General features: G+C 66.6%; 20 protein-coding genes and 1 other RNA gene. 12 read left to right on the top strand and 9 right to left on the bottom strand.

Annotated elements, in window-relative coordinates:
- Positions 1-18: 18 nt before the first annotated feature.
- Positions 19-1419 (bottom strand): hypothetical protein, encoded by a 1401-nt coding sequence (locus IF46_RS33285; RefSeq protein WP_030488818.1) that lies wholly within the window; start codon positions 1417-1419, stop codon positions 19-21.
- Positions 1420-1819: 400 nt separating this feature from the next.
- Here IF46_RS33285 and IF46_RS0114280 point away from each other — a divergent pair, with 400 nt between their 5' ends.
- The 7 genes from IF46_RS0114280 (at position 1820) to IF46_RS0114245 (ending at position 10549) form a co-directional block, all read left to right on the top strand.
- Positions 1820-2908 (top strand): peptidoglycan-binding protein, encoded by a 1089-nt coding sequence (locus tag IF46_RS0114280; protein WP_030488817.1) that lies wholly within the window; start codon positions 1820-1822, stop codon positions 2906-2908.
- 2 nt (positions 2909-2910) lie between these two features.
- The gene (locus IF46_RS0114275; RefSeq protein WP_084597909.1) at positions 2911-3663 is read left to right on the top strand and encodes an ABC transporter ATP-binding protein; all 753 of its coding nucleotides are present in this window, start codon (positions 2911-2913) and stop codon (positions 3661-3663) included.
- A complete protein-coding gene (locus IF46_RS0114270; protein WP_030488815.1) occupies positions 3660-4865 on the top strand; it encodes an ABC transporter permease in 1206 nt (401 codons plus the stop codon). Before IF46_RS0114275 ends, IF46_RS0114270 begins: the two co-directional genes overlap by 4 nt.
- An 88-nt stretch (positions 4866-4953) precedes the next feature.
- The gene (locus tag IF46_RS33280) at positions 4954-5529 is read left to right on the top strand and encodes a hypothetical protein (RefSeq protein ID WP_157563020.1); all 576 of its coding nucleotides are present in this window, start codon (positions 4954-4956) and stop codon (positions 5527-5529) included.
- Positions 5530-5620: 91 nt separating this feature from the next.
- The gene (locus IF46_RS0114260) at positions 5621-6190 is read left to right on the top strand and encodes a hypothetical protein (protein ID WP_157563017.1); all 570 of its coding nucleotides are present in this window, start codon (positions 5621-5623) and stop codon (positions 6188-6190) included.
- A gap of 271 nt (positions 6191-6461) precedes the next feature.
- Positions 6462-7616, top strand: coding sequence for a sensor histidine kinase (locus tag IF46_RS0114250; RefSeq protein WP_051723914.1), 1155 nt, complete (start codon positions 6462-6464; stop codon positions 7614-7616).
- Between the two features lie 137 nt (positions 7617-7753).
- Positions 7754-10549, top strand: coding sequence for a TIM-barrel domain-containing protein (locus tag IF46_RS0114245; protein WP_030488811.1), 2796 nt, complete (start codon positions 7754-7756; stop codon positions 10547-10549).
- 60 nt (positions 10550-10609) lie between these two features.
- Here the strand turns inward: IF46_RS0114245 and IF46_RS0114240 are convergent, their stop codons facing one another.
- A complete protein-coding gene (locus IF46_RS0114240; protein WP_030488810.1) occupies positions 10610-10876 on the bottom strand; it encodes a hypothetical protein in 267 nt (88 codons plus the stop codon).
- Positions 10873-11139, bottom strand: coding sequence for a hypothetical protein (locus IF46_RS0114235; protein ID WP_030488809.1), 267 nt, complete (start codon positions 11137-11139; stop codon positions 10873-10875). The genes IF46_RS0114240 and IF46_RS0114235 overlap by 4 nt, the downstream gene beginning before the upstream one ends.
- Positions 11140-11408: 269 nt before the next feature.
- Between IF46_RS0114235 and IF46_RS0114230 the strand changes: the two genes are divergently transcribed.
- Positions 11409-12215 carry a helix-turn-helix domain-containing protein gene (locus tag IF46_RS0114230; RefSeq protein WP_030488808.1) on the top strand — a complete coding sequence of 269 codons (807 nt, stop codon included), beginning with the start codon at positions 11409-11411 and terminating at the stop codon, positions 12213-12215.
- Positions 12202-12393 carry a DUF397 domain-containing protein gene (locus tag IF46_RS0114225; protein ID WP_030488807.1) on the top strand — a complete coding sequence of 64 codons (192 nt, stop codon included), beginning with the start codon at positions 12202-12204 and terminating at the stop codon, positions 12391-12393. Before IF46_RS0114230 ends, IF46_RS0114225 begins: the two co-directional genes overlap by 14 nt.
- A gap of 349 nt (positions 12394-12742) precedes the next feature.
- Here IF46_RS0114225 and IF46_RS0114220 read toward each other — a convergent pair whose 3' ends face one another.
- Entirely contained in the window at positions 12743-13399 is a 657-nt protein-coding gene (locus tag IF46_RS0114220; protein WP_157563014.1) for a hypothetical protein, read from the bottom strand.
- 822 nt (positions 13400-14221) lie between these two features.
- Here IF46_RS0114220 and IF46_RS0114215 point away from each other — a divergent pair.
- Positions 14222-14827, top strand: coding sequence for a hypothetical protein (locus IF46_RS0114215; protein ID WP_157563011.1), 606 nt, complete (start codon positions 14222-14224; stop codon positions 14825-14827).
- Positions 14828-14983: 156 nt separating this feature from the next.
- Here the strand turns inward: IF46_RS0114215 and IF46_RS34390 are convergent, their stop codons facing one another.
- Positions 14984-16168 carry a hypothetical protein gene (locus IF46_RS34390; protein ID WP_157563008.1) on the bottom strand — a complete coding sequence of 395 codons (1185 nt, stop codon included), beginning with the start codon at positions 16166-16168 and terminating at the stop codon, positions 14984-14986.
- A 447-nt stretch (positions 16169-16615) separates the two neighbouring features.
- An RNA gene (gene rnpB / locus IF46_RS33295) (RNase P RNA component class A) lies at positions 16616-17031 on the bottom strand.
- 127 nt (positions 17032-17158) lie between these two features.
- Between rnpB and IF46_RS0114205 the strand changes: the two genes are divergently transcribed.
- Positions 17159-17920: a sulfite exporter TauE/SafE family protein gene (locus tag IF46_RS0114205; protein ID WP_030488803.1), complete on the top strand. Its 762-nt coding sequence runs from the start codon at positions 17159-17161 to the stop codon at positions 17918-17920.
- Between the two features lie 16 nt (positions 17921-17936).
- Here the strand turns inward: IF46_RS0114205 and IF46_RS0114200 are convergent, their stop codons facing one another.
- A complete protein-coding gene (locus IF46_RS0114200) occupies positions 17937-19145 on the bottom strand; it encodes an MFS transporter (RefSeq protein ID WP_030488802.1) in 1209 nt (402 codons plus the stop codon).
- Between the two features lie 54 nt (positions 19146-19199).
- Here IF46_RS0114200 and IF46_RS0114195 point away from each other — a divergent pair, with 54 nt between their 5' ends.
- Positions 19200-19661 carry a MarR family winged helix-turn-helix transcriptional regulator gene (locus IF46_RS0114195; protein WP_030488801.1) on the top strand — a complete coding sequence of 154 codons (462 nt, stop codon included), beginning with the start codon at positions 19200-19202 and terminating at the stop codon, positions 19659-19661.
- Between the two features lie 174 nt (positions 19662-19835).
- Here the strand turns inward: IF46_RS0114195 and mctP are convergent, their stop codons facing one another.
- Both mctP and IF46_RS0114185 read right to left on the bottom strand, forming a co-directional pair.
- Entirely contained in the window at positions 19836-21485 is a 1650-nt protein-coding gene (gene mctP / locus IF46_RS0114190; protein WP_030488800.1) for a monocarboxylate uptake permease MctP, read from the bottom strand.
- Positions 21485-21727: a DUF3311 domain-containing protein gene (locus IF46_RS0114185; RefSeq protein WP_030488799.1), complete on the bottom strand. Its 243-nt coding sequence runs from the start codon at positions 21725-21727 to the stop codon at positions 21485-21487. Before IF46_RS0114185 ends, mctP begins: the two co-directional genes overlap by 1 nt.
- Positions 21728-21835 lie beyond the last annotated feature (108 nt).

Raw genomic sequence — 21835 nt, 5'->3', positions numbered from 1 at the left:
GCCTCGGTGGTCGACGTCCTAGCGGAACATGCGCGCGACGATCGCGAACAGTGCCCCGAGCAGCCGCAGTACGCGGTACAGCGCGTAGAAGATCCAGATGCCGAACAGGCAGACGGCGGCGATGATCAGGGCGGGCCCCACGAAGGCCGAGTTCTCGACCACCCAGCCGCCCGCGATCGCAACGGTGACCGGGACGCCGAGCAGCACAACAGCACGCCCCACACCTTTCGATGCCTGCCAGAGGGCAGTGGCGTATGCGGAAGCTGGCGGAGCTTCTGACGAGGGCGTGTGGGGCGACAGGGCAGATGCCGACGCCTGCACGGCCAATTCTTCGAGTTGCCGGCCTGCGGCCCGTGACCGTTCGTCGGGGGCGACACGCAGGACCGCCTCCAGTGTCTGGAGGTCGTCCCGGCTGCGTACCCGTCCGGTGCGCGGGTCGCTGAGAAGCAAGATCGGGTTTGGAACGCCATCGTCTGCCGATTGCGTGAGCAGCCACGCCTTGCCGAAGCCCTTCAACGAGCCCGGTGGCAGCACGCTGACGATCCCAGAATGCAGGCTTGTCCGGCCAGACAAGATCTCAAGATTGATTACCAGGTCCGCGCCGTTGATCGACTCTGCCCTGTCGACCAGGTCCCGGCAGCAGTCAACGGTGGCCCGGACCTTGGAGGTGACGGTGCCGATCGTCACCAGGGACACGACAAGCACGATGACGCCGAGCAACTCGCTGCGCTGTGCCGCCCAGACGATGAGCGTCAGCGTAGGGACAAGGACGAGCAGGTACCAGCCGACAAACAGCAGGGCCTGACGCCGGTCCAGCCATCGCGTCAACCGGGCACTGTCCGGCTCGTCGGGAAAGCGCCGCAACGGGATCCCGTCAGCCGGCGGGATCGGACGTCGGCGCAGATCGTGAAAGCGGTCGCCGGCCAGCACCGTCACGTCCCGTACGAGCTGGTCCTCTGTGCAGGCCACCTCGTCGAGCTGAAACAGTTCGATGGCTGCCTGGCCGTCCACCTCTTCAGGAAGCGGAACGCCCAGGCCCACTCCGACCGCAGGCACCAAGAGCAACCGCGGACCCGCCGGGATGCGTTGGCCGGCGTTTGCGGGAGCATCGGCCAGCACAACCGCGTCAACCTCGTCCCACCGCAGGTGGTGGTTGAGCTTCGGGGTCCGCAACGACCACCCATGCGAGTCGACATCGACGCGGAACGGCAGCACGGCGTGCCGCACCAACTGGCCACCTAGCGCCAGGCCGAACGCCATAGCCCCGGCGAACAGGAGCAGGCCGACCCAGCCGATATCAGTCGTCACCGCCGTGTAGACGATCGAGACAGCTCCGAAGAGCATCAGCATCCCAAACAGCAGGACGACGAGACGGTCGAAGTACGAACGCCGTACCTTCACCAACTCATCGTCCAGCACGGGGTCAAAGCGCCTTCCACGCCGACCCGGTGGGTCCTTCGCGGTGGCGCGCTTATGTTCCCCATACCCGGGCTCTGCTGAACTGTTGATCGAGAGCGACCGCCGGATCGCATCCGTGAACACACCCTGCGTCGCCCTCGCCTTCTGTGCAGGTCAGATGAGGGGCTGTCGCGCGCCTGCCACTGAGTCAGTTCGGAGAAAAGATGATGTTTGGTCGTGAACACGCGGCCAGGTCGGAGCCGACCACCGGGCTGGAAGTCCGCCCCGATGGTCGGCCAGACGGGCAGACCCTGGGCTGGGCTGCGCGGAACGGCAAGGCAGCTCAGACAACCGCCGTGCTGGCGCGGCCAGGATGCGCTCGGTGGCTGCCGCAGTCGCGCGCCACCAATGGAGGAATTCGATGAGCGGCTCGCGCAGGGCATTGGGCGGGAAACCGCGGGTCGTGTTGGGGGTGGTTGGCGTCGTCGCGGTCGCCGCAGTGGCGGCGGCCCTGTCCGGAGGCCTCAAGTTCGGTGGCGACCCGAAAGAGACTGGGGGCAAGCCTCCGCTCGGCACCGCGACGGTGACGCGTACCACCGTCACCGTGGCCGTGAACGCGACTGGCGAGGTCGGATACGGGCAGCCGCTTCCAGTGACCTCACGGGCTGCCGGCACCCTGACCTGGCTGGCACCGGTCGGCAGCACCGTCAAGCGGGGGCAGCCCCTGCTGCGCGCGGACAACAATCCGGTCGTGCTGCTCTACGGCAACCTGCCGTTCTACCGCCCCATCAACGTAGGCGCGAAGGGGCCGGATGTCGGGCAGTTGGAGACCAACCTGCGGGACCTGAATTACACGGGCTTCGACGCCGACGAGAATTTCACCGCCTCCACCACGGCGGCCGTCAAACGCTGGCAGACCGACCTTGGCCTGGAGCCGACGGGCGTGGTCGACCCGGCCACGGTGATCGTGGCGCCGGGAGCTGTCCGCGTCGTCTCGCACTCCGCGCGACTCGGTACGCCAGCCAGCGCTGACGTTCTCACCGCTAGCCCGACGAATCGGATCGTCACGGCATCGGTGCCGGCAGCCAAGCCGGAGCTGTCCAAGAAGGGGGCGAAAGCCACCGTCACGCTGCCTGACGGCACCGCTGTGCAGGCGACCGTCGCGAGTGTCGTAGAGCCTCCCTCCCCCGGCGGCCAGGAGTCGGAACAGGCGGCGCCGCCTGCGGGCGACGCCGAGCCGCAGGTGACGGTGTTGCTGAACCTGCAACACAAGGGCGAGCTTCCGCCTGGGCGGGTGGACGTCGTGTTCGTCACCGAAGAGCACGCCAACGTTCTCGCGGTGCCCGTTCACGCGCTGCTGGCGATCGGGGACCGTGGCTTCGGTGTCGAGATCCGGGAAGGCGCGACCAGCCGGGTGGTACCGGTCCAGACGGGACTCTTCTCCAGTGGCAAGGTCGAGATCAGCGGCGACGGCATTGCTGAAGGCGTGACGGTGGTGATGCCGCAGTGAACGTGGTCGAGCTGACGGACGTCACCAAGGTCTACCCCGGCGGGGTGCAGGCCGTGCGCGGCGTCTCCCTTGCGGTCGGGTACGGCGAGGCGCTGGCGGTGGTCGGCCGCTCCGGGTCCGGCAAGTCCAGCCTGCTCAACCTGATCGGCACCCTGGACAAGCCGACGTCAGGGCAGGTACGTATCGGTGGGCACGATGTCGCCACCCTCACCGACCGGCAACTGTCCGGGCTCCGGGCCACCACGATTGGCTTCGTGTTCCAGCAGTTCCACCTGACGTCGGGCGTGCCGGTACGCGACGCCGTGGCCGACGGGCTGCTGTATTCGAGCGTCGCCATCCGAGAACGACGTGAACGTGCGGACGCGGCCCTGGAACGCGTTGGTCTCGGACATCGCCTGCACCACCGGCCGCACGAGCTGTCCGGTGGCGAGCGGCAGCGGGTGGCGATCGCTCGTGCCCTGATTGGCAACCCGCCACTGCTGCTGGCCGACGAACCGACCGGCAATCTCGACTCCAACTCGGGCGCCACCGTTCTCGGCCTGCTGACGGACCTCCACGCGGCCGGCACCACCGTCCTGATCATCACCCACGACCGCGAACTGGCGGCACGTCTGCCGCGGCAGGTCGAGATATCCGACGGTGTGATCTCGCACGACAGTGGCGCGGGAATCGGCAAGCGCAGCAGGCAGGGTGACGCCACCGCTGAGAAGGCCGACCGTACGGTCGTGCTTCCGGTGATCGGGCGTACGGCATGAGCATCCCACCTCCCCGCCCCGGCAAGCTTTCCCTGCGTGACCTGCTTCAGGTCGGTGCGGCAGGGCTGCGGTCTCGGCGGCTGCGGGTTCTTCTGTCGGCCCTCGGCATCGCCATCGGTATCGCCGCGATGATCGGCGTCGTGGGGATCTCAAGTTCGAGCCAGGCCGAGCTTGACCGGCAACTGGATCGGCTTGGTACCGACCTGTTGAAGATCGAGCCAGGGAAGACCCCGGACGGCAAGCGGACTCAACTGCCGCAGGAAGCCACTCCGATGATCTCGCGTGTGGCAGCGGTGGAGTCGGTGGCGGCGGTCGGGTCGTTGAACGGCGTCTACGTGTACCGCAACGAACACGTGGGGACCGGTGAGACGGGAAGCATGGCCGTGATCGCCAGCCAGGCGAGCCTGGCGGAGACGATCGGCTTCAGCCCGGTCGACGGTCGTTGGCTCAACGCTTCCACCGACGAGTTCCCTACCGCCGTGCTCGGCTGGACGGCGGCACAGCGTCTGGGGATCGACGACGTCGAGTCCCAGCCACAGGTGGTGATCGGCAGACAGCGCTTCGGTGTGGTCGGGATCCTCGCGCCCGTGGAGATCGCCGACGAGTTGAACAACGCCGTGTTCGTCAGCTGGTCGGCCGCACAGAAGTACCTCGGCTTCAAAGGGATCGCCACGACGATCTACACCCGTACCGCGGAGAACGCCGCGGCCGGCGTACGCACCCTGCTGCCCCGGACCGTCAAGCCCCAGGCCCCCCGAGAGGTACTGGTCTCCCGGCCCTCCGAGGCGCTGGCCGCCAAGATGATCACTGAGGACACCCTCAGTGGCCTGCTCCTCGGGCTTGGGGCGGTGGCGCTGCTGGTCGGCGGGATCGGCGTCACGAACACGATGGTCATCTCCGTGCTCGAACGTCGCGCCGAGATCGGGTTACGCCGATCACTGGGGGCGACTCGCAGTCAGATCCTGATGCAGTTCCTGATGGAATCGCTACTGCTGTCCACGCTCGGCGGCATTGGCGGTGTCCTGATCGGAGTCCTCGTCACGGTGGCCTACGCGGCTACCCGCCACTGGCCGGCTGCGCTGCCGATCTGGGCGACAGCGGGAGCCTTCGCGGCCACGCTGGTGATCGGCGCGATCGCGGGGCTCTACCCCGCCGTACGCGCTGCGCGCCTGACCCCGACGGAAGCCCTCGCCGCTTCCTGAGACTCGACATCTTTCGAGTTCGATCAACTGACGGCTGACGCCGCTATTGCTGAAATCCGTTACCGAAAAACCCATCATGGGAGGCATCATGCTGCTCAGACAGAGGCCGGAAATGCGTTCGAGGGGTTGGCGACAGCACACAGCGGTTGCCGCTTGCCTTTCCCTTCTGGTGGTGGCGATGGCGGCGTGTTCGTCGGAGGATGAGCCAAAGGACGCCGCGTCAACCGGCGAGTCCGCGGAGTTGGCCGCGTACGACAAGCAGTTCCGCGACCACGTGAAATGCCTGAACGACCACGGTTTTGCCACTGTGCGCTACAACGGCCGCGACGCGCCTCAACTGCTTACCGATTATCCCATTTACCAGCCAAACGATCCGAAGGTGCTGGAGTGCGTAAGACTGTTCCCGGTGCCGGAGGAGCCCGTGCATGGCCTTGACAACAAGCCTTCTGCGGAAGTGTTGGAAAGGGATAGGAAATTCGCCGTGTGTATGAGGGAACACGGAGTCACCGAGTTTCCGGACCCGGAAGCGGGCGGCGGCATAGAGTACCCGGGCGGGAAGGCGGGCTACCTGCGGTTGCAGGCCAAGCCGGCCTGGGCGCCCGCGCTCCAGGCGTGCGAGGAGCAATTTCCAATGCCTCGGACCAGCGGCGGCGGGGTTGGCTGACCAAAGCAACGACACGCACCCGTGATCCGCCGACGATCGCGGCACCTACTGCTGAAGTTCCGTTACTGAAACACCGATCAGGGGAGGCACCATGCTGCTCAGACAGCGGCCAGAAATGCGTTCGAGGGGTTGGCGACAGCACGCAGCGGTTGCCGCTTGCCTTTCCCTTCTGGTGGTGGCGATGGCGGCGTGTTCGTCCGAGGAGCCAAAGGACGCCGCGTCAACCGGTGAGTCCGCGGAGTTGGCCGCGTACGACAAGCAGTTCCGCGACCACGTGAAATGCCTGAACGACCGCGGTTTCACCACTGTGCGCTACAACGGACGTGGGGCACCTCAACTGCTTGGCGATTATCCCACGGACAACCTCAACGACTCGCGGGTACAGGAGTGCGTGACGCTGTTCCCGCTGCCCGATGCGCCCGTGCAAGACCTCGACAACAAGGCTTTTGCGGAAGCGCTGGAAAGGGATAGGAAATTCGCCGTGTGCATGAGGGAACACGGAATTACCGAATACAAAGACCCCGACCCGAACGCCGCAGGCATCCCAGGCGAGAAGGAGGCCCACTACCGGATGGTCAACAAGCCCAACTTCGCGCCAGCCGCCCGGGCGTGCGAGGAGCAGTATCCGCTTCCGGATTCCGGCAACGGTAAGGCCGGCTGACCGAGGCGCCGACGCGCATATGGGTGATCCTGCCGACGATCGCGGCACCGTCGTGATCGCGATCGTCGGCAGGCCAACGACACATCAGTCCCGGGCGCAATGAGTTCGTGCTGCTGGCGGAACTCCTGCGCGCCGAACGCTCTCCACACCGCCCTGCTCGAGAAGGTCTGCGACGAAACATGGATCCGTTCAGCGCCATCTGCGATCTGCGACGCAAGCTCGGCGACCCGCAGCTGATCGAGACCGCCACCGCGGTCGGGTGCCGGCCGCGATGATCGGCAGCTGGCGCGGCAGCCTGCGGGTCCGCCTGACTCTTGTCATCTCCGCAGTGCTCCTGCTGGGCGGCAGCACGGTGCTGGGGGGAACCCTGATCGTGGTCAACAACGGGATGGAATACAGCCTGGCAGTGGCCTACGGCAAGTGGCGCGTGTATCGACCCGACGACCCGACACCGCAGGTCATCCTCGATACGATGCAGAGCAATCTGCTTCTCAAGTGCGGGTTGACCGTGGTGGTGGTCTGGTTGGTCGGCACCGCGGTGGGCTGGTTCGTCTCCGGCCAGCTGTTACGCCCGCTCAACATGATCACCGCGACCGCCCACCGGATCGCCGGCCGTACGCTGCACCAGCGCATCGCCCTCAACTCCGCACCCGGAGAGGTCAAGAGCCTCGCCGACTCGTTCGACTCGATGCTCGACCGCCTCGACGAGGCGTTCGCCGGCCAGGACCGGTTCATCGCCAACGCCGCCCACGAGCTGAAGACCCCCATCGCGGTCAACCGCGTCCTCGTCGAGGTCGCGATGGGGCGTCCCGACTACCCAGTCGAGCTACGCCAGCTCGGGGAGAACCTGCTGGCCGTCAACCACCGCCACGAACGGCTCATCGAATCTCTGCTCACCCTCGCCCGCGCCGAACACACGATCACCAACACCGGGCACCTTGATCTGGCTGAACTCGCCACGAGAGCCGCTCAGGCCGTGGAGCCCCGCGCCGCAGAGAAGCAGGTCAGGATCGCGACCAGGCTGGGGTCCGCGACCGTACTCGGTGACCCGCTCCTGCTTCAGCAGCTCATCTACAACCTGGTCGACAACGCCGTCCGCTACAACCAGCTCGGCGGAACCGTGTGGGTCAGCACGAGCGCCGACGCCGAGCGCGCCGAGGTGATGGTGTCGAACACCGGTCCCGTCATCCTGTCCCATGAGGTGCCCACGCTCTTCGAACCCTTCCGACGCCTCACCGACCGGGTCGGCACCGCGGAAGGCAGCGGTCTCGGCCTCTCCATCGTCCGTGCGGTCGTCCGAGCCCACGGCGGTGACGCGGACGCCGCGCCACATCCCGGCGGCGGCCTCTCCGTCCGCGTCACGCTTCCCCGAAAGAGGGCCGCAACCGACGGGCAGGTCCGACTACCGCAGGCCATCAAGGGCTGACCGGCGGTCGAACGTCATCGGTACGGCTGTTGACGAAAGAGAGAAGGGACACTCTCCGGGGCCAGTTGACATGTGTTTCGGTCGAGTGACAGCGTTGTCATCGACTCATTTCCTCCATATGAGACGAGGAGCGCATCTTGCTCTATCGGAACTCACGCCGCCGCAGCGCGACAGCCGCCGCCGCAGCCGGCATCCTCATCACGGGGCTTGCACTCGCTCCGTCCGCGCCGGCCCAGGCCAGCCACCACCAGGCGCAGGACGACGCCGTACGGTCGGGCAACGCACGCTTCGAGGTGCTGTCCCCGACCCTGATCCGCACCGAGTACCAGAAGGACGGCAAGTTCACCAACGCCGCCACCTTCAACGCCATCGGGCGCGACGACTTCCCCCGTACGCGATTCACGAAGCGCGTCGAGCACGGCTGGCTCGTCATCGAGACCGACGCGATGACGCTGCGCTACCAGGTCGGCTCGGGCACGTTCACCGCCGACAACCTCACCGTGCAGCTCAAGGCCGGCAAGCAGATCGTGCAGGGCCAGCCCTGGGCCGGCCACGGCGCACCGGACTGCGCGTTCGGCGCGCTCTGCGAGACCGAATCGCTGCAGCTCAACGGCCCTGGCGTGGCCACCGACCACCAGGGATACACCGGGCGCGGCTTCGCGGCCGGTTTCGCCGCGTCCGGCGACTCGGCCACGTTCGCGCTCAATGCCGCAGAGGGCGGCACGAAGCAGCTCACCGTCCGCTACGCCAACAGCACCGGCGGCGACGGCCAGAACGTGGCCCGCACCCTGACGGTTCAGGTCGACGGCGACGCCGGCCACACGCTGACGCTGCCGCCCACCGCGAACTGGGACACCTGGGGCCTGGCCAGCGTGCCGGTCGACCTCACCGCGGGCCGGCACGAGATCAGCGTCGTGCGGGGCCCCAACGACTCCGGCAACGTGAACGTGGACAGCCTCGCAGTGGTCAACCCGGGCGATCCGTTCCCGGCGCCGGCCCCGCCCCAGCCGCAGCCCCTGCCCTTCGGCACCCTGGGAGAGGCCGAGACCGGCGCACTGACCGGCGGCGCGCGGCCCGCGAACGACCACAACGGCGCTTCCGGTACGGGATTCCTGGCCGGCCTGGAGAGCACCACCTCCGCCGTGGCGCTCACCGTGACGAACGTTCCGGCCGCCGGTGACTACCAGGTGCAGATCCGCTACGCCAACGGCCAGGCCGGCGCCCAGCCGGTCCAGTCGCGCACCATGTCGGTCACCGCGGGAACGGCGGCACCGGTCACGGCGACCCTTCCGCCGACCAGCGGCTGGGACTACTGGAACACCGTCTCCGTCCCGGTCCACCTCGACCGTGGCACCAACACCGTGACGCTGGGCTGCCCCACGGACGCCAGCTGCAACGTCAACGTCGACACGGTCGCCGTCACGAGCAAGGCTTCCCCGCTGCTCGCCCCGCACGCGCCGCTCGGTGGCTACCGCCGGGGCCTGGACGGCGTGACCGGCTCCGCACTTACCGCCCCGGGCCTGCTCTACCAGGACGGCTGGTACCTGCTCGACGACTCGGCCTCGGCGCTGAGCAACACCAAGCCCCGGCCCGCCCCCGAGCAGGACGGCTACGTCTTCGCGTACGGGCAGGACTTCACCCGTGCCCTGAAGGACCTGTCGACCCTGACCGGGCCCACGAAGCTGCTGCCGAAGTGGGCGTACGGGGTGTGGTACTCCGAGTACTACGACCGCACCGCCACCGAGTTCCAGAACCTGGTGAACCGGGCCAAGGCCGCGGGTGTGCCGATGGACGTGCTCGTCCTCGACACCGACGTCAAGGCGCCGGACAGGTGGAACGGCTGGAGCATCGACCCCACCCGGATCCCCGACCCGAAGGCGTTCTTCGACTGGGCCAAGAAGCAGGGCCTGCACACCGGCCTCAACATCCACCCGAGCATCCTCGGCTCCGACCCGAAGTTCGCGCAGGCGCAGGCCACCGCGAAGGGCAAGCTGCAGCGCGTCGGTTGCAACGGCGGCCCCGACTGCTACACCTTCGACTTCGGCGACCCGGACCAGCTCAAGGCGTACATGCAGCTGCACGACGGGATGATCCCGAAGGGCAGCAAGGGCCCGGACCTCTGGTGGCTGGACTGGTGCTGCGACAACACCAAGTCCTCGCTCGCCGGCGTGACCGCGGACGCCTGGATCAACCAGCAGTACGCCGACAAGACCGGCTTCGCGTTCTCCCGGGCGTACGGCTCGTTGCAGGCCGGCGGCTACAGCAGCCCGACCCCGGTGTCGACCGGCCCGTGGGCCGACAAGCGCACCACGCTGCACTTCACCGGCGACACCACCTCCGACTGGTCGACCCTGCAGATGGAGGTCGGCTACACCCCGGGCGAGTCGGCCGCGACCGGGCTGGCCGCAGTCAGCCACGACATCGGCGGGCACACCGGCGGCCTCCAGGAGCCGGGCACCGAGCCGGGCAGCACGAAGCTGCCCGACGACCTCTACGCCCGGTGGGTCCAGTTCGGCACGTTCCAGCCGATCGACCGGCTGCACTCCAACCACAGCGACCGGCTGCCCTGGCAGTACGGCCCGGTGGCGAACGCGTCGGCCAAGAAGTTCCTGAACCTGCGCGAGCAGCTGCTGCCGTACACCTACGCCGCAGCCAAGGAAGCCACCCGCACGGGTACGCCGATCGTCCGCTCGATGTACCTGGCGTACCCGAATGAGCAGGCCGCGTACGCCACCGCCGGTTCCCAGTACCTGTACGGCCCGGACTACCTGGTGGCGCCGGTGACGACGCCGGGCAGCACCGCCACCACGTCGGTGTGGTTCCCGCCGGGCAACAGCTGGACCGACATCTTCACCGGGAAGACGTACAAGGGCGGCACCACGCAGGACATCACCACCACGCTTGACACCATGCCGGTGTTCAAGAAGCACTGAGGTTTTAGGGATCAAGACGCCGGCCGGGTGGGGCAACCCACCCGGCCGGCGTCCTTTGGTTCAGCGTCGGCGAGGCCGCCGGGCCAGCGACAGCCACCCGAGGAACCGGGCGTGCAGCGCGGACGGGTCCGGGCGCATCCCCAGGCCGTACACGTCGTCGATCGCCTCCTGCATCGACGCGGCCAGGTAGAACGCCAGCGCGATCGAATGGCCGTAGAACTCCGTCGCGAGTGCGAGCTGCGCCGGGCCACACGGCCAGGCTGCGGCGCAGTTGCGGCACAGCCACGCCGGGCGCATCGGCAGGTGCGGGCGAGGGCGGGCGGTCATCCGACCCGCACCGGCGTTCGGCGGCGTCTGGCTGGCCTGGTCGGTGCGACGGGCAGGGCTTGCAGCCGCACGCCCGCACGCATCACGTACAACTCGCGCCGCGCGACCGCGAGGCCCGCCGCGTTCAGCTCATAGCCTTCAATCCAGACCCACCCGTGGTACGTGTGCCGCTCGGGCAACTCGCGGATGACGCGAACGAAGATCGGGCGCAGGAACTGCACGCTCGCCGCCGTGGTCAAGAGAATCACGTCGCCGGCCTTCATGGGCTTCTCGGGTTTGTCGTCGGGCACGGTCTCCCCCTGGTGCTGTTGGGAAGAGGCCGCTCCCGTGAGTGCTCGCCCGTCGGGAGCGGCCCCGCTACGAACGCGACCGCCGGGTCTCGTGGTCCCTACCAGCCGCGCCGCCTGGTGACACTCTGCTGTGGAGACCGTTACGCTCGGAAGGCGTTCCAGGTGTCCGGGCCGGAGCTGGCAGAACAGGCTCCAGGCGTGTGGCACCTCGGGTAGTCGATCTCCGATTTGAGGAGTCTTGTATGGCTGACGTGCCGAGCCCTCTCGCGGACTTCATCGTGAGCGAGATCCGCCGCGCTCGTGGGGCGTCCGGGATGACGCAAGAGTCGTTCGGTCGGGCAGCGGGCTTCAGCGCCTCACACGTCAGCGCCGTGGAGAGCGGCACTCGGGCGCTGACAATGGACTTCATCCGGGGAGCAGACCGCGCCTTCAACAACGACGGGTTGTTCGGACGCCTGGTGGTGAAACTCGGCGCACCGTCGTGGTTTCTGCCGTGGCTGGATGCCGAGCGTGGCGCTCGACAGCTTCGTCTCTTCGAGCCGTTGCTGATCCCGGGCCTGCTCCAGACCGAGAACTACGCCCGCGTCGTGATGCGCCTGAACGACCTCATGTCCGCCACCGAAGTCGACCAGCAGGTAAGCGCTCGCATGAGTCGACACAAGATCCTGACCGGCGATACGCCGCCGCAGGTGGTGGCCGTGCTCGATGAATCCACGCTTCGTCGCGCGGGCGACGAACACGCCGGCATCATGGCCGAGCAGGTCGCCCACCTCATCACCGTTGCCGAGCTGCCGCACGTTCACATCCACGTGATCCCAGCGGGTGCCGGCCTCCACATCGGGCTGTCCGGGCCGTTCGCGCTGGCGCGAGCTGGCGACGGGGCCTGGGTCGGGCACCTCGAAAATCAGCTAGGCGGGATCGTGGTCGACAACGAAGATGGGCTACATACTCTTCAGACGAGGTGGGAGAACGTGAGGAACGAGGCACTCCCGCGTCGACAGTCCAACGAGCTGATGAAGGAAGTGCACAGCGATCATGGACCTCACTAACGCCACCTGGCGCAAGTCCCGGCGCAGCGGATCGTCCGGAGGCAACTGCATCGAGGTCGCTGACAACCTGCCCGGTGTGATCGGTGTCCGGGACAGCAAGGACCCTTCCGGTCCGGCCCTGACGTTCGGTCCGACGGCTTGGCGGTCGTTCGTCGCTGAGATCGCCAAGCGCCTTTAACTGATGTCCTGCGCGAAGAGGAGCGCCTGACCGAGGAATCACCCAAGTTCGAATATCGATAGCCACTAATCACGGCCCACTTAGGCAAACGGGCGCCACCCAGGGAGTGGAAGCCGGTGTTGACGAGATCCGGGCTGTAGCCCACGTCATGCAGCTACGAACACGTCCTCATCCTCGGTGGGAACAGCCGCGGCGACTTGTCGCGCCTCAGCGGCTACCACTTGGACGTGAATCCAACGGCGAGGCAGAGCAGGCTCCAACTTGAGCCGGCGATCTCCCGGGCGGTATCGACGTGGGCGAACATACCGCCAGCGTACTGACGGAACGGATCACCCACAGTCCCACTCCACTAGTCGGAGCTCGGCGGCGCGATCCGGTCCAGCAGCGACCGGCGCACCGAGTCGATGGTGTCCCGTGGCACGCGTAACTCGCCACGCACCACCCGCTCTATGGTGTTCCGATACCAGGCATCCACCGCCGCTGGCGTCACACCCCACTCTCGTAGAAGGGGCGTTCCAAGTGCCAACGTCAACCGCTCGTTCACGCTCTCGAAGGTCCTGCGAGCTTCGATGAGGAAAGCGATCATTTGCGCCCGGCCTGAATCGTCAGCAAAGTCGTCTGCCCTTTCACGCCAGAAGGTGTGTGCAAGGTAGTTGCGCTGCCGCAGTGCTTCCGTTAGATCGGCAGCAAGTTCGGGATCAGCCCCTAGGTTCGGCTCAAGTTGCTTGATGAGTGCCCCCATCGTCTTCTTGAACTTCTCATCCCAGGGATCCGACAAGAGCCGCTCGGCGTCTCGTCGAGCCTCGACGATCCTGGCCACGGATAGTAAGTTCACGATCTCGTGCTCAAGGACGCATGCTTGGTAGTACGCGAGGCCGAAATGAGCAAAAGTCGTCTTGACGTCCGGCTCTTCATCTTCGTCTTCGCCAGGACCTTCGGCGTTGCCCAACTCGTCGAGGGGCACCCCTCCGGGCAGGCTGAAGCGGACCGCGTACAGATCATCCACAGCGCTCATTATCAGGGGGCAAGGGCGGTCAGGCCATGCTCGAGAACCGGAGTCGGCTGCCGGCCGGCTGCTGCGTTCAAAGTTTCTGTACGCATTGAAGGCGGCCCTGAACGGGCCAAACGCGCCGCCGCCTGGGCGTGCGCCGGCCGCTACCGCTGGCGCTCTGCGGCCGTCACACCTGACGCCCAGCGGCTGGCACGGAGGCGGGAAGCCCCGAGGGCCGCCGCAGAACGACAGACCCTTTACTGATGGGGTCGTGGGCCGGCAGCCGGCCGAGGCGCGGCGGCCGTCGCAGGACACGCCAAAGCGCGAGTCACCGCGGCCGGGGCCGGATGCGGCGCGGAGTGTGCCGGGCCGCCCCTCCGGCCGGCGTCGCCGGCAGGCCAGGGCCTGCCCGGGGTGCGCGCGCCACATCCCCGCCCCGGCCTCATCGCGCAGCTACCCGCCGACGCGATTTCCATCGTTGCTAGAACAGCGTGTCCTGCTCAGGCTCCTGCTGGTGAAGGCACTGGCAGCCACCCGTGGCGACAGTTCATCGCCGAGTGCCGGGACCAACGATTGCGCCGCATGGCAGGGCAGGATCATGGATGTGGCAGAGCCTTGATTCGCTCGCCGCGCCATTGGGACACCGCGAGCCAGATGCCGTCGCGGCAGTGCACTGCCCCCACCTACTCGCCATGCATGGACAAATACCAGATAACGCGTCGCTTTAACAAGGGGCCATGCATCGCGTCAAGGTTTGCTTGACCAGGTTCGGATGGGTGACGCGCCGGTCGGACGTCAAGGCAGGCGAACTCTCACCTAATGCTGCATCATCCTCGCATGGGCGACCTACTCAGCTCTCTTCCAGAACCGTCCGATTGGCAGGACATTGCATGGGTGGGCTACTACGACGGGGATAGGGGTCTAGCCTGCGGTTTCGCCGACGCCGGGGATGCTGTCCTGGCCGCGTGGCAGAGCGGCCCCCATCCGAACGATCCCCTGCTGCTACCCATGATCTATAACTACCGCCATGGCATCGAACTGGCCTTGAAGCAGGCGATCCGTCAGGCAGTGGAATGCCTGCAGATGGCTAGACGAGATCATGGTGTCCCAACGCCTTCTGAGTTGGAGGCACATCTCAAGAGCAAGCAGCGGCACCGACTAGGTCCTCTAGCAGAGCAGCTCGCCGGGCTTCTCAACCAGCTCCAGTTGGGCAGCCTTCCGCCTGAGACAATGCGTTGGCTCATGCGCTTGCACCAACTCGATCCGAGCGGGGAGGCGTTTCGATACGCCAACCACCTCAAGACGGACGCAACGGCGGTCGACGTTGTTCGTCTTGCGTCTGCATTCCGCGAGGCGTTCGATATGGTTCATGGTGGAGTGCTCACCATGCTAGATGTCCACGAGACTCACCTATACGAAATGTGGGAACAGGGAATGAACTGAGGCTTTCACTTGCAGGAACCGTACCGGGAAGCAGTCTGAGCCCAAGGGCCCTTCAAGGGTCGCTAAATACCCGTAGAAGCTGTCAAATGCTGCCCAGCCCTAGCATTTACTGCTGTCCGCACACGGTCTCACCGACAGTCACCCGCCACTCTCATTCTAGGGTTGGCGCACGGTAGACGTGAACCCCATACGCCGCCACGCATCGCGGATCGGCTGAAGATTGTTTGCGAACGAAGTTTCACTCATGTCGATCGGTTCGTCCGAGAATTCAATTCTCTGACCTTTTCGCGTATACGGCGAGACCAGATTCTTATAGTTTCCGTAGGCGTCCTCCGCGACAACAGTAAGGCTCTCCATGCGATCCGGCAGCAGCGCCGGCGCAATCACGAAGCCCTGATCGTCACGGACGATCTTGCCGAACCAGGCGTCTCCGATCTCGATGATGCCGTCAATGCCGCTCCGCTCGATCGTTGCCGCGAGCTCACGCATCATCACAATCTTGTCAGGACGATCCCGCGCTTCCAGGGCTTCAATATTGACGAGCTGGCTACCCTTATAAAGCATTACGTACCATCCATGCCAACGATCCTTCTTAAGGATGGCGCGAGCATTGCTCATGCACCAGTCCGCAAGACCCGTAACCGAGTCCCAAGTCTGAGGCTCAGGGACTTGGATGCCGTATCTCTTTGCCGACCGCTGGTAATCTTCCTCACTGGACGCGAAGGCATAGCGGGTACCGCCGACATCCGTTGCTCCGTTTGACAACTTAAGCCGATGCACGGCGTAGTCCATCGGGCCCATACAGGGTAGACGACCATTCGGGAGGTCATCTACAACTACATGGCCGCCTGGGTGCGCCAAAGCCGTCCCGGACTCAATTCCCAACGCCTGATGGAGGTCATCCAGCATAACAGACATAAAGCCGAAGGCTTCGGCGCAAGCATCAGCCACCTCTCGATCCGGGAGTGCGCTGTCTACCCATCTCCGAGTTAGTTCGATGTAACCTTCACGGACGAAGAAATCAGGAATCTTCCGCAGGTCCTGCACTTGCTCCTTCGTTGACGCCGAAGGCGGCATATCGACCGATACCTCAATTTGCTCATCGGAGCCAGGACCGGCAGCACGGTTGAAACCCTCGGGCGGATCTCCTGACCAGTAGGCAGCGATGAGTGAAGCCTTCGCAACAGACTTGGCATCCAAGTCTCCCTGCTTCACGACACGGTTACGCGAGTCCACAATCCAACGCATAACCGGGTTTCCGCGCATTCGTTCCCGCCAAGGCTCATACCATGCGTCGAAATTCTCAATCCCAGACTTCTCGGCCTGAAGAATGAAAGTCACATTTCGGAGGCTCTGTATGAGACTATTCAGCTCGCGACGGAAGTGCTGCGGATGGTGGTACTCGCGGGTCAGTGCGTGCCATTGGTCGTGACAATCTCGCATACGGTTATGCGTTTTGGGGATCGGGCACTTCTCGGCATGAAGCGAAGAAGTTTCACCCCTAACGATCCCAGTGACGTACGCGCTTGGAGCGCGCGACGGCCGCTTCTTGCGCTTGCTGCCCGGTCGAGGGAATCTCACCCCACCAGTATCAGCAGCGTGTCTACAGGATTGCTTGGCCCGGGGGCGAGTAGGCGGGGACATCGGCGTGGATCAGAGTGGAGTTCGGGCCGCCCTCGGGCCGTCTGGGCCGTCAAACGACGACCAAGGATGACCGACGACAACCAGCAGCGCCCGAAGAAACAGCAGGTCAGCCACCATGTGAAGGATAGCTGACCTGGTGGGCGACGGACGAGTCGACCTGTACGCCGGATTCTGTGCGCGGCGCGTACCCCAAAGGGTTTGCGCCGGCGGCGGCCATCCATCTGGGCCTGCCGTTGCCGACAGGCTCTAGCGGCCTACCCGCAGACATCGGGCGGGCAGCCCTCAAGCGTCTGCGCCGGGTCGTCATCTTGCGGTGACGGCCCTTGCTTGGCCTTGCTCCGGGTGGGGTTTACCGAGCCACCCCGGTCACCCGGGGTGCTGGTGGGCTCTTACCCCACCGTTTCACCCTTACCGTCCCCGAAGGGGTCGGCGGTCTGTTTTCTGTGGCACTGTCCCGCGGGTCGCCCCGGGTTGCCGTTAACAACCACCCTGCCCTGTGGAGTCCGGACGTTCCTCGGCGGCGGGCCGAAGCCCGCCGACGCGGCCGCCCGGTCGACTCGTCCGTCGCGCTCTCATCCTAACGACGGGCCTGCTGTCGGTATTGCCACCCCGCCTGGGCAAGAGCGTGCAGCTCAAGGGCAGTCCGGCGAATCCGTCTCGCAGGGCGAGGGCTAGCCTCGTGGGGCTATGGATCTCTCCCACGCCGCGCTGCTGCTCGCCGCCGGTCTCGCCGCTGGCACGGTCAACGCGGTGGCCGGTGGCGGTTCATTGATCACTTTTCCGGCGATGATCGCGGTCGGGTTGCCCCCGGTGCCGGCGAACGTCAGCAATTCTGTCGCCGTCTTCCCTGGGTACCTGGCCAGCGTCGCGGGCAGTCGGCAGGATCTGCCGCGGCCTCGCGCGCTTGCCACGCTGGTGCCCACCACAATTGTTGGCACGATCGTCGGCGCGTTGCTGCTGCTGGCCACTCCGGCCCGCGCGTTCGAGCTGGTCGTACCCTTTCTGGTTCTTGGCGCGACCGCGGTCCTGGCCTTCCAGGATCCGCTGCGCCGGCTGGTCGGTCACCCCCGCGATCTGTCGCCACGCCAGCGGACGATCGCGGTGCAGACGATGGTCGCGCTGGGTGCGGTGTACGGCGGTTACTTCGGTGCGGCGCTCGGGGTGATGCTGGTGGCCGGGTTGGCCCTGGTGCTGGACGCGACCCTGGCGCGGGTGAGCGCGATCAAGAATCTGCTCTCCGCGGTGGTGGGCTTCACGACGCTCGTGGTGTTCGCCCTGTTCGGCCCCTTGAACTGGGCGGCGGTCGCGGTGGTCGCGCCGGCCACCCTGATTGGGGGGTACGCGGGTGCGCGGCTCGTCCGCCGGCTGCCGCCGGTGGTGCTCAAGACGCTGATCGTGGTGTTCGGTACGACGATCGGCGTCTACCTACTCTGGCGCGCGCTGAGCTGACCCGGCCGACCGGCGATCAGCACGTCTGCTCGCGTTCGGCGGCGGCGCGGTTCCCGCGCGACCAGAGCACCCGTTCGCCGTAGCCGGCGGCCATCAGGTGCGCGCAGGCCAGGTAGACGAGCACGCCGACGGCGAGCACCCCGAAGCCGACCCAGAACGGCAGCGACAGCGACCGCTCGGCGAGCTTGCCGGAGATGATCGGCGCTGGCGCGGCGGCGCCCCAGCGGACCAGGTTGAACGCGCCGGTGGCGACGCGCCGGTCGGTGGAGCCGAGGCCGAGCGCCAGGTCGGTGAGGTTGGCGTTGGCCAGCCCCATGCAGAGCCCGGCGAGCACCAGCACCACGAGCGCCTCGGCGGTGCTGGTGGAGGTGGCGAAGAGGACCATGCAGACCAGCAGCCCGGCGATGGCCACGCCGACGGTCTGCACCGCGCCGATGCGGTGGGCCAGCCGGTGGCCGATCACCATGATGCCGGCGGCCAGGCCGAGACCCCAGCCGGTGAACGCGAGCCCGAGCGGGATGACGTCGAGGCCGAGGAAGAGCGGCGTGTAGCCGAGCACCACGAAGAACACGAAGTTGTACGCGGCGGTGACCACGCAGAGGGCGATGAACGCCGGTCGGCGGTAGGTGGCGAAGATCTGGCCGACGCGTACCGGGGCCTGCCGGTTGGTGGGCTCGCGGAGTTTGCGGGAGGCCACGCCGAGGGCGAGGACCATGAAGACGCCGCAGACGAAGAACGGCAGCCGCCAGGTCACCTCGCCGAGCAGGCCACCGATCAGCGGGCCGACGGCGAAGCCGAGGCCCAGGGCGGTCTCGAAGAGGCCGACCACCCATTCTCGGTCGACGGCCAGGTTGACAAGCACCACCATGGCGGTGGCGAAGAACATCGCGTTGCCCAGACCCCAGACGCCGCGCAGCACGGAGAGCTGCACGATGTTGTCGCTGAACGAGGCGAGGATCGCGGCGAGGCCGACCACGGAGACGCCGGTGATGAGCACCGGCTTGAAGCCGAACCGGCCGCTGGCCAGCGTCGCCGGGATCATGCCCAGGGCCATGACCGCGATGTACGCGGTGAACAGCAGCTCGACCTGCCAGGCGGTGACCCCGATCGCGTCGCCGATGGCGGGCAGGATCGGGTCGACGACGGCGATGCCGGCGATGGCGAGGAAGGCCACCAGCGTGGTGGCGTAGATGGCACTGCGGTTGGGTTCGGAACGCCGATCCACTCCGACTCCTCAGTTAGCTGTATTGTACAGGTACTTATTCTGTATCATACAGCTATGAGCGATGACGATGACGAGAGCGCCCTCGGCCGGATCGAGACCGAGGTGGCGCTGTTGATGCGCTTCGGCGAGGCCACTCGGCGGGCCACCGGCACCGCCGAGCACCGGGTGCTGGACCGCGCGGCGTACGTCATCCTGCGCCACCTGGCCGACGCCGGCCCGCAGAACGTCTCGGCGCTCGCCGCCCGGCTCAACCTGGATGGCTCGACCGTCACCCGACAGGTGTCCGCGCTTCAGCGCGACGGCCTGATCACCCGTACCCCGGACCCGTCCGACGGTCGGGGCACGGTCATCTCCCCCACTCCGGCCGGCCTTCAGCGGATGGCCGCCGTGCAGGCCGCCCGCACCCGCCTCTACGGCGACATGCTCGGCGACTGGAGCCCCGAAGACCGGGAGACCCTGGCGGCCCTGCTGGGCCGCCTCAACCAGGCCCTGATAAACCGCAACCGCCCCCGCTGACCAGCCTCGCTCCACCGCCAAGATCGCGCACGATCCTTGTTGTAGTGGCATCCCAGGCGGTCCGACACCACTACAACAATGATCGAGCACGATCTTGGGGGTAAACGCCGGCGAGGCCGCAGCGCCGGCAAGGCCCGGGCACCGACCCACGTCGGCACCCGGGCCTGCCTGGGGTCAGGCGACTGGCTCGCGGGCTGACGCGGCGTCGCTTTCGGTGCCGGGGGTGACTCGGGGGTCACCCTCGTCGGCGAAGTAGTCGTCCGGCTCGGTGCCGTCGACTCCCTCGGCGACCTTCGCGGCCCGCAGCGCCAGCGTCACCAGCGCCGCCACGGCCAGGTTGACCGCCACCGCCACGATGCCGACGTAGATCGTCCGGGTGGTGTCGAACCCGAACTCCGACAGCGGGAACGCCGACCCACCGAAGTGCTTCCGGGTCGGGCTGGCCACCTGGTAGAGCATCCACATGCCCAACCCCATGCCGGCCGCCCAGCCGACGATCAGACCGGTGCGGTGGAACCAGCGGGTGTAGAGACCCAGCGCCACCGCCGGCAGCGTCTGGAGGATGATCACGCCGCCGATCAGCTGAAGGTCGATGGAGAACTGCGGGTCGAGGAAGACGATGCAGGCCACCGCGCCGACCTTCACCACCAGCGAGGTGATCTTCGAGACGTTCGCCTCCTGGGCCGGGGAGGCGTCCCGCTTCAGGTACTCCTTGTAGATATTGCGGGTGAAGAGGTTCGCCGCCGCGATCGACATGATCGCCGCAGGCACCAGCGCGCCGATGCCGATCGCCGCGTACGCGACACCGGCGAACCAGTCCGGGAACTGCTGGTCGAAGAGCAACGGCACGACGGTGTTGTTGTCGACCGTGCCCTCCTTGGCGCCGGGCAGCGGCTTCACGCCGGCCGCGATGGCCATGTAGCCGAGCAGCGCGATCAACCCGAGCAGCAGGCTGTACGCGGGCAGCGCCGACATGTTCCGCTTGATCACGTCGCGGTTCTTGCTGGCCAGCACACCGGTGATGCTGTGCGGGTAGAGGAAGAGCGCCAGCGCCGAGCCGAGCGCCAACGTCACGTACTGAAGCTGGTTGTTGCCGTTGAGCAGGATGCCGTCGTTCGGATTGGGTGAGGCGTCGAACTTCGCGTCGGCGGCGGCGAAGATGTCACCCCAGCCGCCCAGCTTGTACGGCAGGTAGACGATCGCCACCAGGATGACGATGTAGATCAGGCTGTCCTTGACGAACGCGATGAGCGCGGGCGCGCGCAGCCCCGACTGGTACGTGTAGGCGGCCAGGATCGCGAACGCGATGATGATCGGCAGGTGCCGGGCCAGCGCGTTGTCGCCGGTGACGCCCATCGTCTTGAGCACGGCCTCGATGCCGATCAGCTGCAACGCGATGTACGGCATGGTGGCGACGATGCCGGTGATCGCGATCAGCAGCGCCAGCACCGGCGAGTCGAACCGGTTGCGGACGAAGTCGGCAGGCGTGACGAACCCGTGGCGGTGCGACACCGACCAGAGCCGCACCAGCACCAGGAAGACCAGCGGGTAGATGACGATGGTGTACGGCACGGCGAAGAACCCGGCCGCGCCGGCACCGAACATCAACGCCGGCACCGCCACGAAGGTGTACGCGGTGTAGAGGTCACCGCCGACCAGGAACCAGGTGATCCAGCCGCCGAAGCTGCGCCCGCCCAGCCCCCACTCGTCCAGGTGCGCCATGTCGTTCGGTGCCCGCCACCGGGCGGCCACGAAGCCCATCACGCTCACCAGCAGGAAGAGGAACGTGAAGACGATGATCTCGGTGAGATGGTCCCGCCACATCAGGAACCACCCCGCTTCTTCGTCATCTGGTAGACCAGCGTCGTGGTGGCGACGCCGAGCAGGATGTACGCCAGTTGCAGCCAGTAGAAGCGCGGGAAGCCGAAGACCCGGGGCGAGTCGCCATTGAAGAAGACCGGGATCAGCGGCACCACGATCGGGATGAAGAGCAACCAGTTCCAGGGGCTGTGGTCCTTCGCCCTGGTCGGCGCCGCGCTGGGCGCCTCCGGTTCCGGTGCAGCCATCTGACACACCTCCGGGGAGTCGAGACTCTCGATGTAACGGCCGGAGGCTACGACTCTGTGATGGCGGTCACTGCTCCCGTTCGGAGGGGGCTGCGCCGAACGGCTGGT

Origin of the sequence: Micromonospora chokoriensis (assembly GCF_000718555.1) — a bacterium.
GTDB lineage: Bacteria > Actinomycetota > Actinomycetes > Mycobacteriales > Micromonosporaceae > Micromonospora > Micromonospora chokoriensis_B.
Note: the sequence above shows the minus strand (reverse complement) of the source record. Positions and strands in the feature narration are given on the sequence as shown.

Bases quoted from the DNA above. Each gene is read 5' to 3' on its own strand.
- IF46_RS0114185 (WP_030488799.1), bottom strand. From the start codon at position 21,727: ATGGCTGCACCGGAACCGGAGGCGCCCAGCGCGGCGCCGACCAGGGCG.
- IF46_RS0114260 (WP_157563017.1), top strand. From the start codon at position 5,621: ATGCTGCTCAGACAGCGGCCAGAAATGCGTTCGAGGGGTTGGCGACAG.
- IF46_RS0114250 (WP_051723914.1), top strand. From the start codon at position 6,462: ATGATCGGCAGCTGGCGCGGCAGCCTGCGGGTCCGCCTGACTCTTGTC.
- IF46_RS0114195 (WP_030488801.1), top strand. From the start codon at position 19,200: ATGAGCGATGACGATGACGAGAGCGCCCTCGGCCGGATCGAGACCGAG.
- IF46_RS0114235 (WP_030488809.1), bottom strand. From the start codon at position 11,139: ATGAAGGCCGGCGACGTGATTCTCTTGACCACGGCGGCGAGCGTGCAG.
- IF46_RS0114280 (WP_030488817.1), top strand. From the start codon at position 1,820: ATGAGCGGCTCGCGCAGGGCATTGGGCGGGAAACCGCGGGTCGTGTTG.
- IF46_RS0114240 (WP_030488810.1), bottom strand. From the start codon at position 10,876: ATGACCGCCCGCCCTCGCCCGCACCTGCCGATGCGCCCGGCGTGGCTG.
- IF46_RS0114270 (WP_030488815.1), top strand. From the start codon at position 3,660: ATGAGCATCCCACCTCCCCGCCCCGGCAAGCTTTCCCTGCGTGACCTG.
- IF46_RS33280 (WP_157563020.1), top strand. From the start codon at position 4,954: ATGCTGCTCAGACAGAGGCCGGAAATGCGTTCGAGGGGTTGGCGACAG.
- IF46_RS0114230 (WP_030488808.1), top strand. From the start codon at position 11,409: ATGGCTGACGTGCCGAGCCCTCTCGCGGACTTCATCGTGAGCGAGATC.
- IF46_RS0114225 (WP_030488807.1), top strand. From the start codon at position 12,202: ATGGACCTCACTAACGCCACCTGGCGCAAGTCCCGGCGCAGCGGATCG.
- IF46_RS0114215 (WP_157563011.1), top strand. From the start codon at position 14,222: ATGGGCGACCTACTCAGCTCTCTTCCAGAACCGTCCGATTGGCAGGAC.
- mctP (WP_030488800.1), bottom strand. From the start codon at position 21,485: ATGTGGCGGGACCATCTCACCGAGATCATCGTCTTCACGTTCCTCTTC.
- IF46_RS0114205 (WP_030488803.1), top strand. From the start codon at position 17,159: ATGGATCTCTCCCACGCCGCGCTGCTGCTCGCCGCCGGTCTCGCCGCT.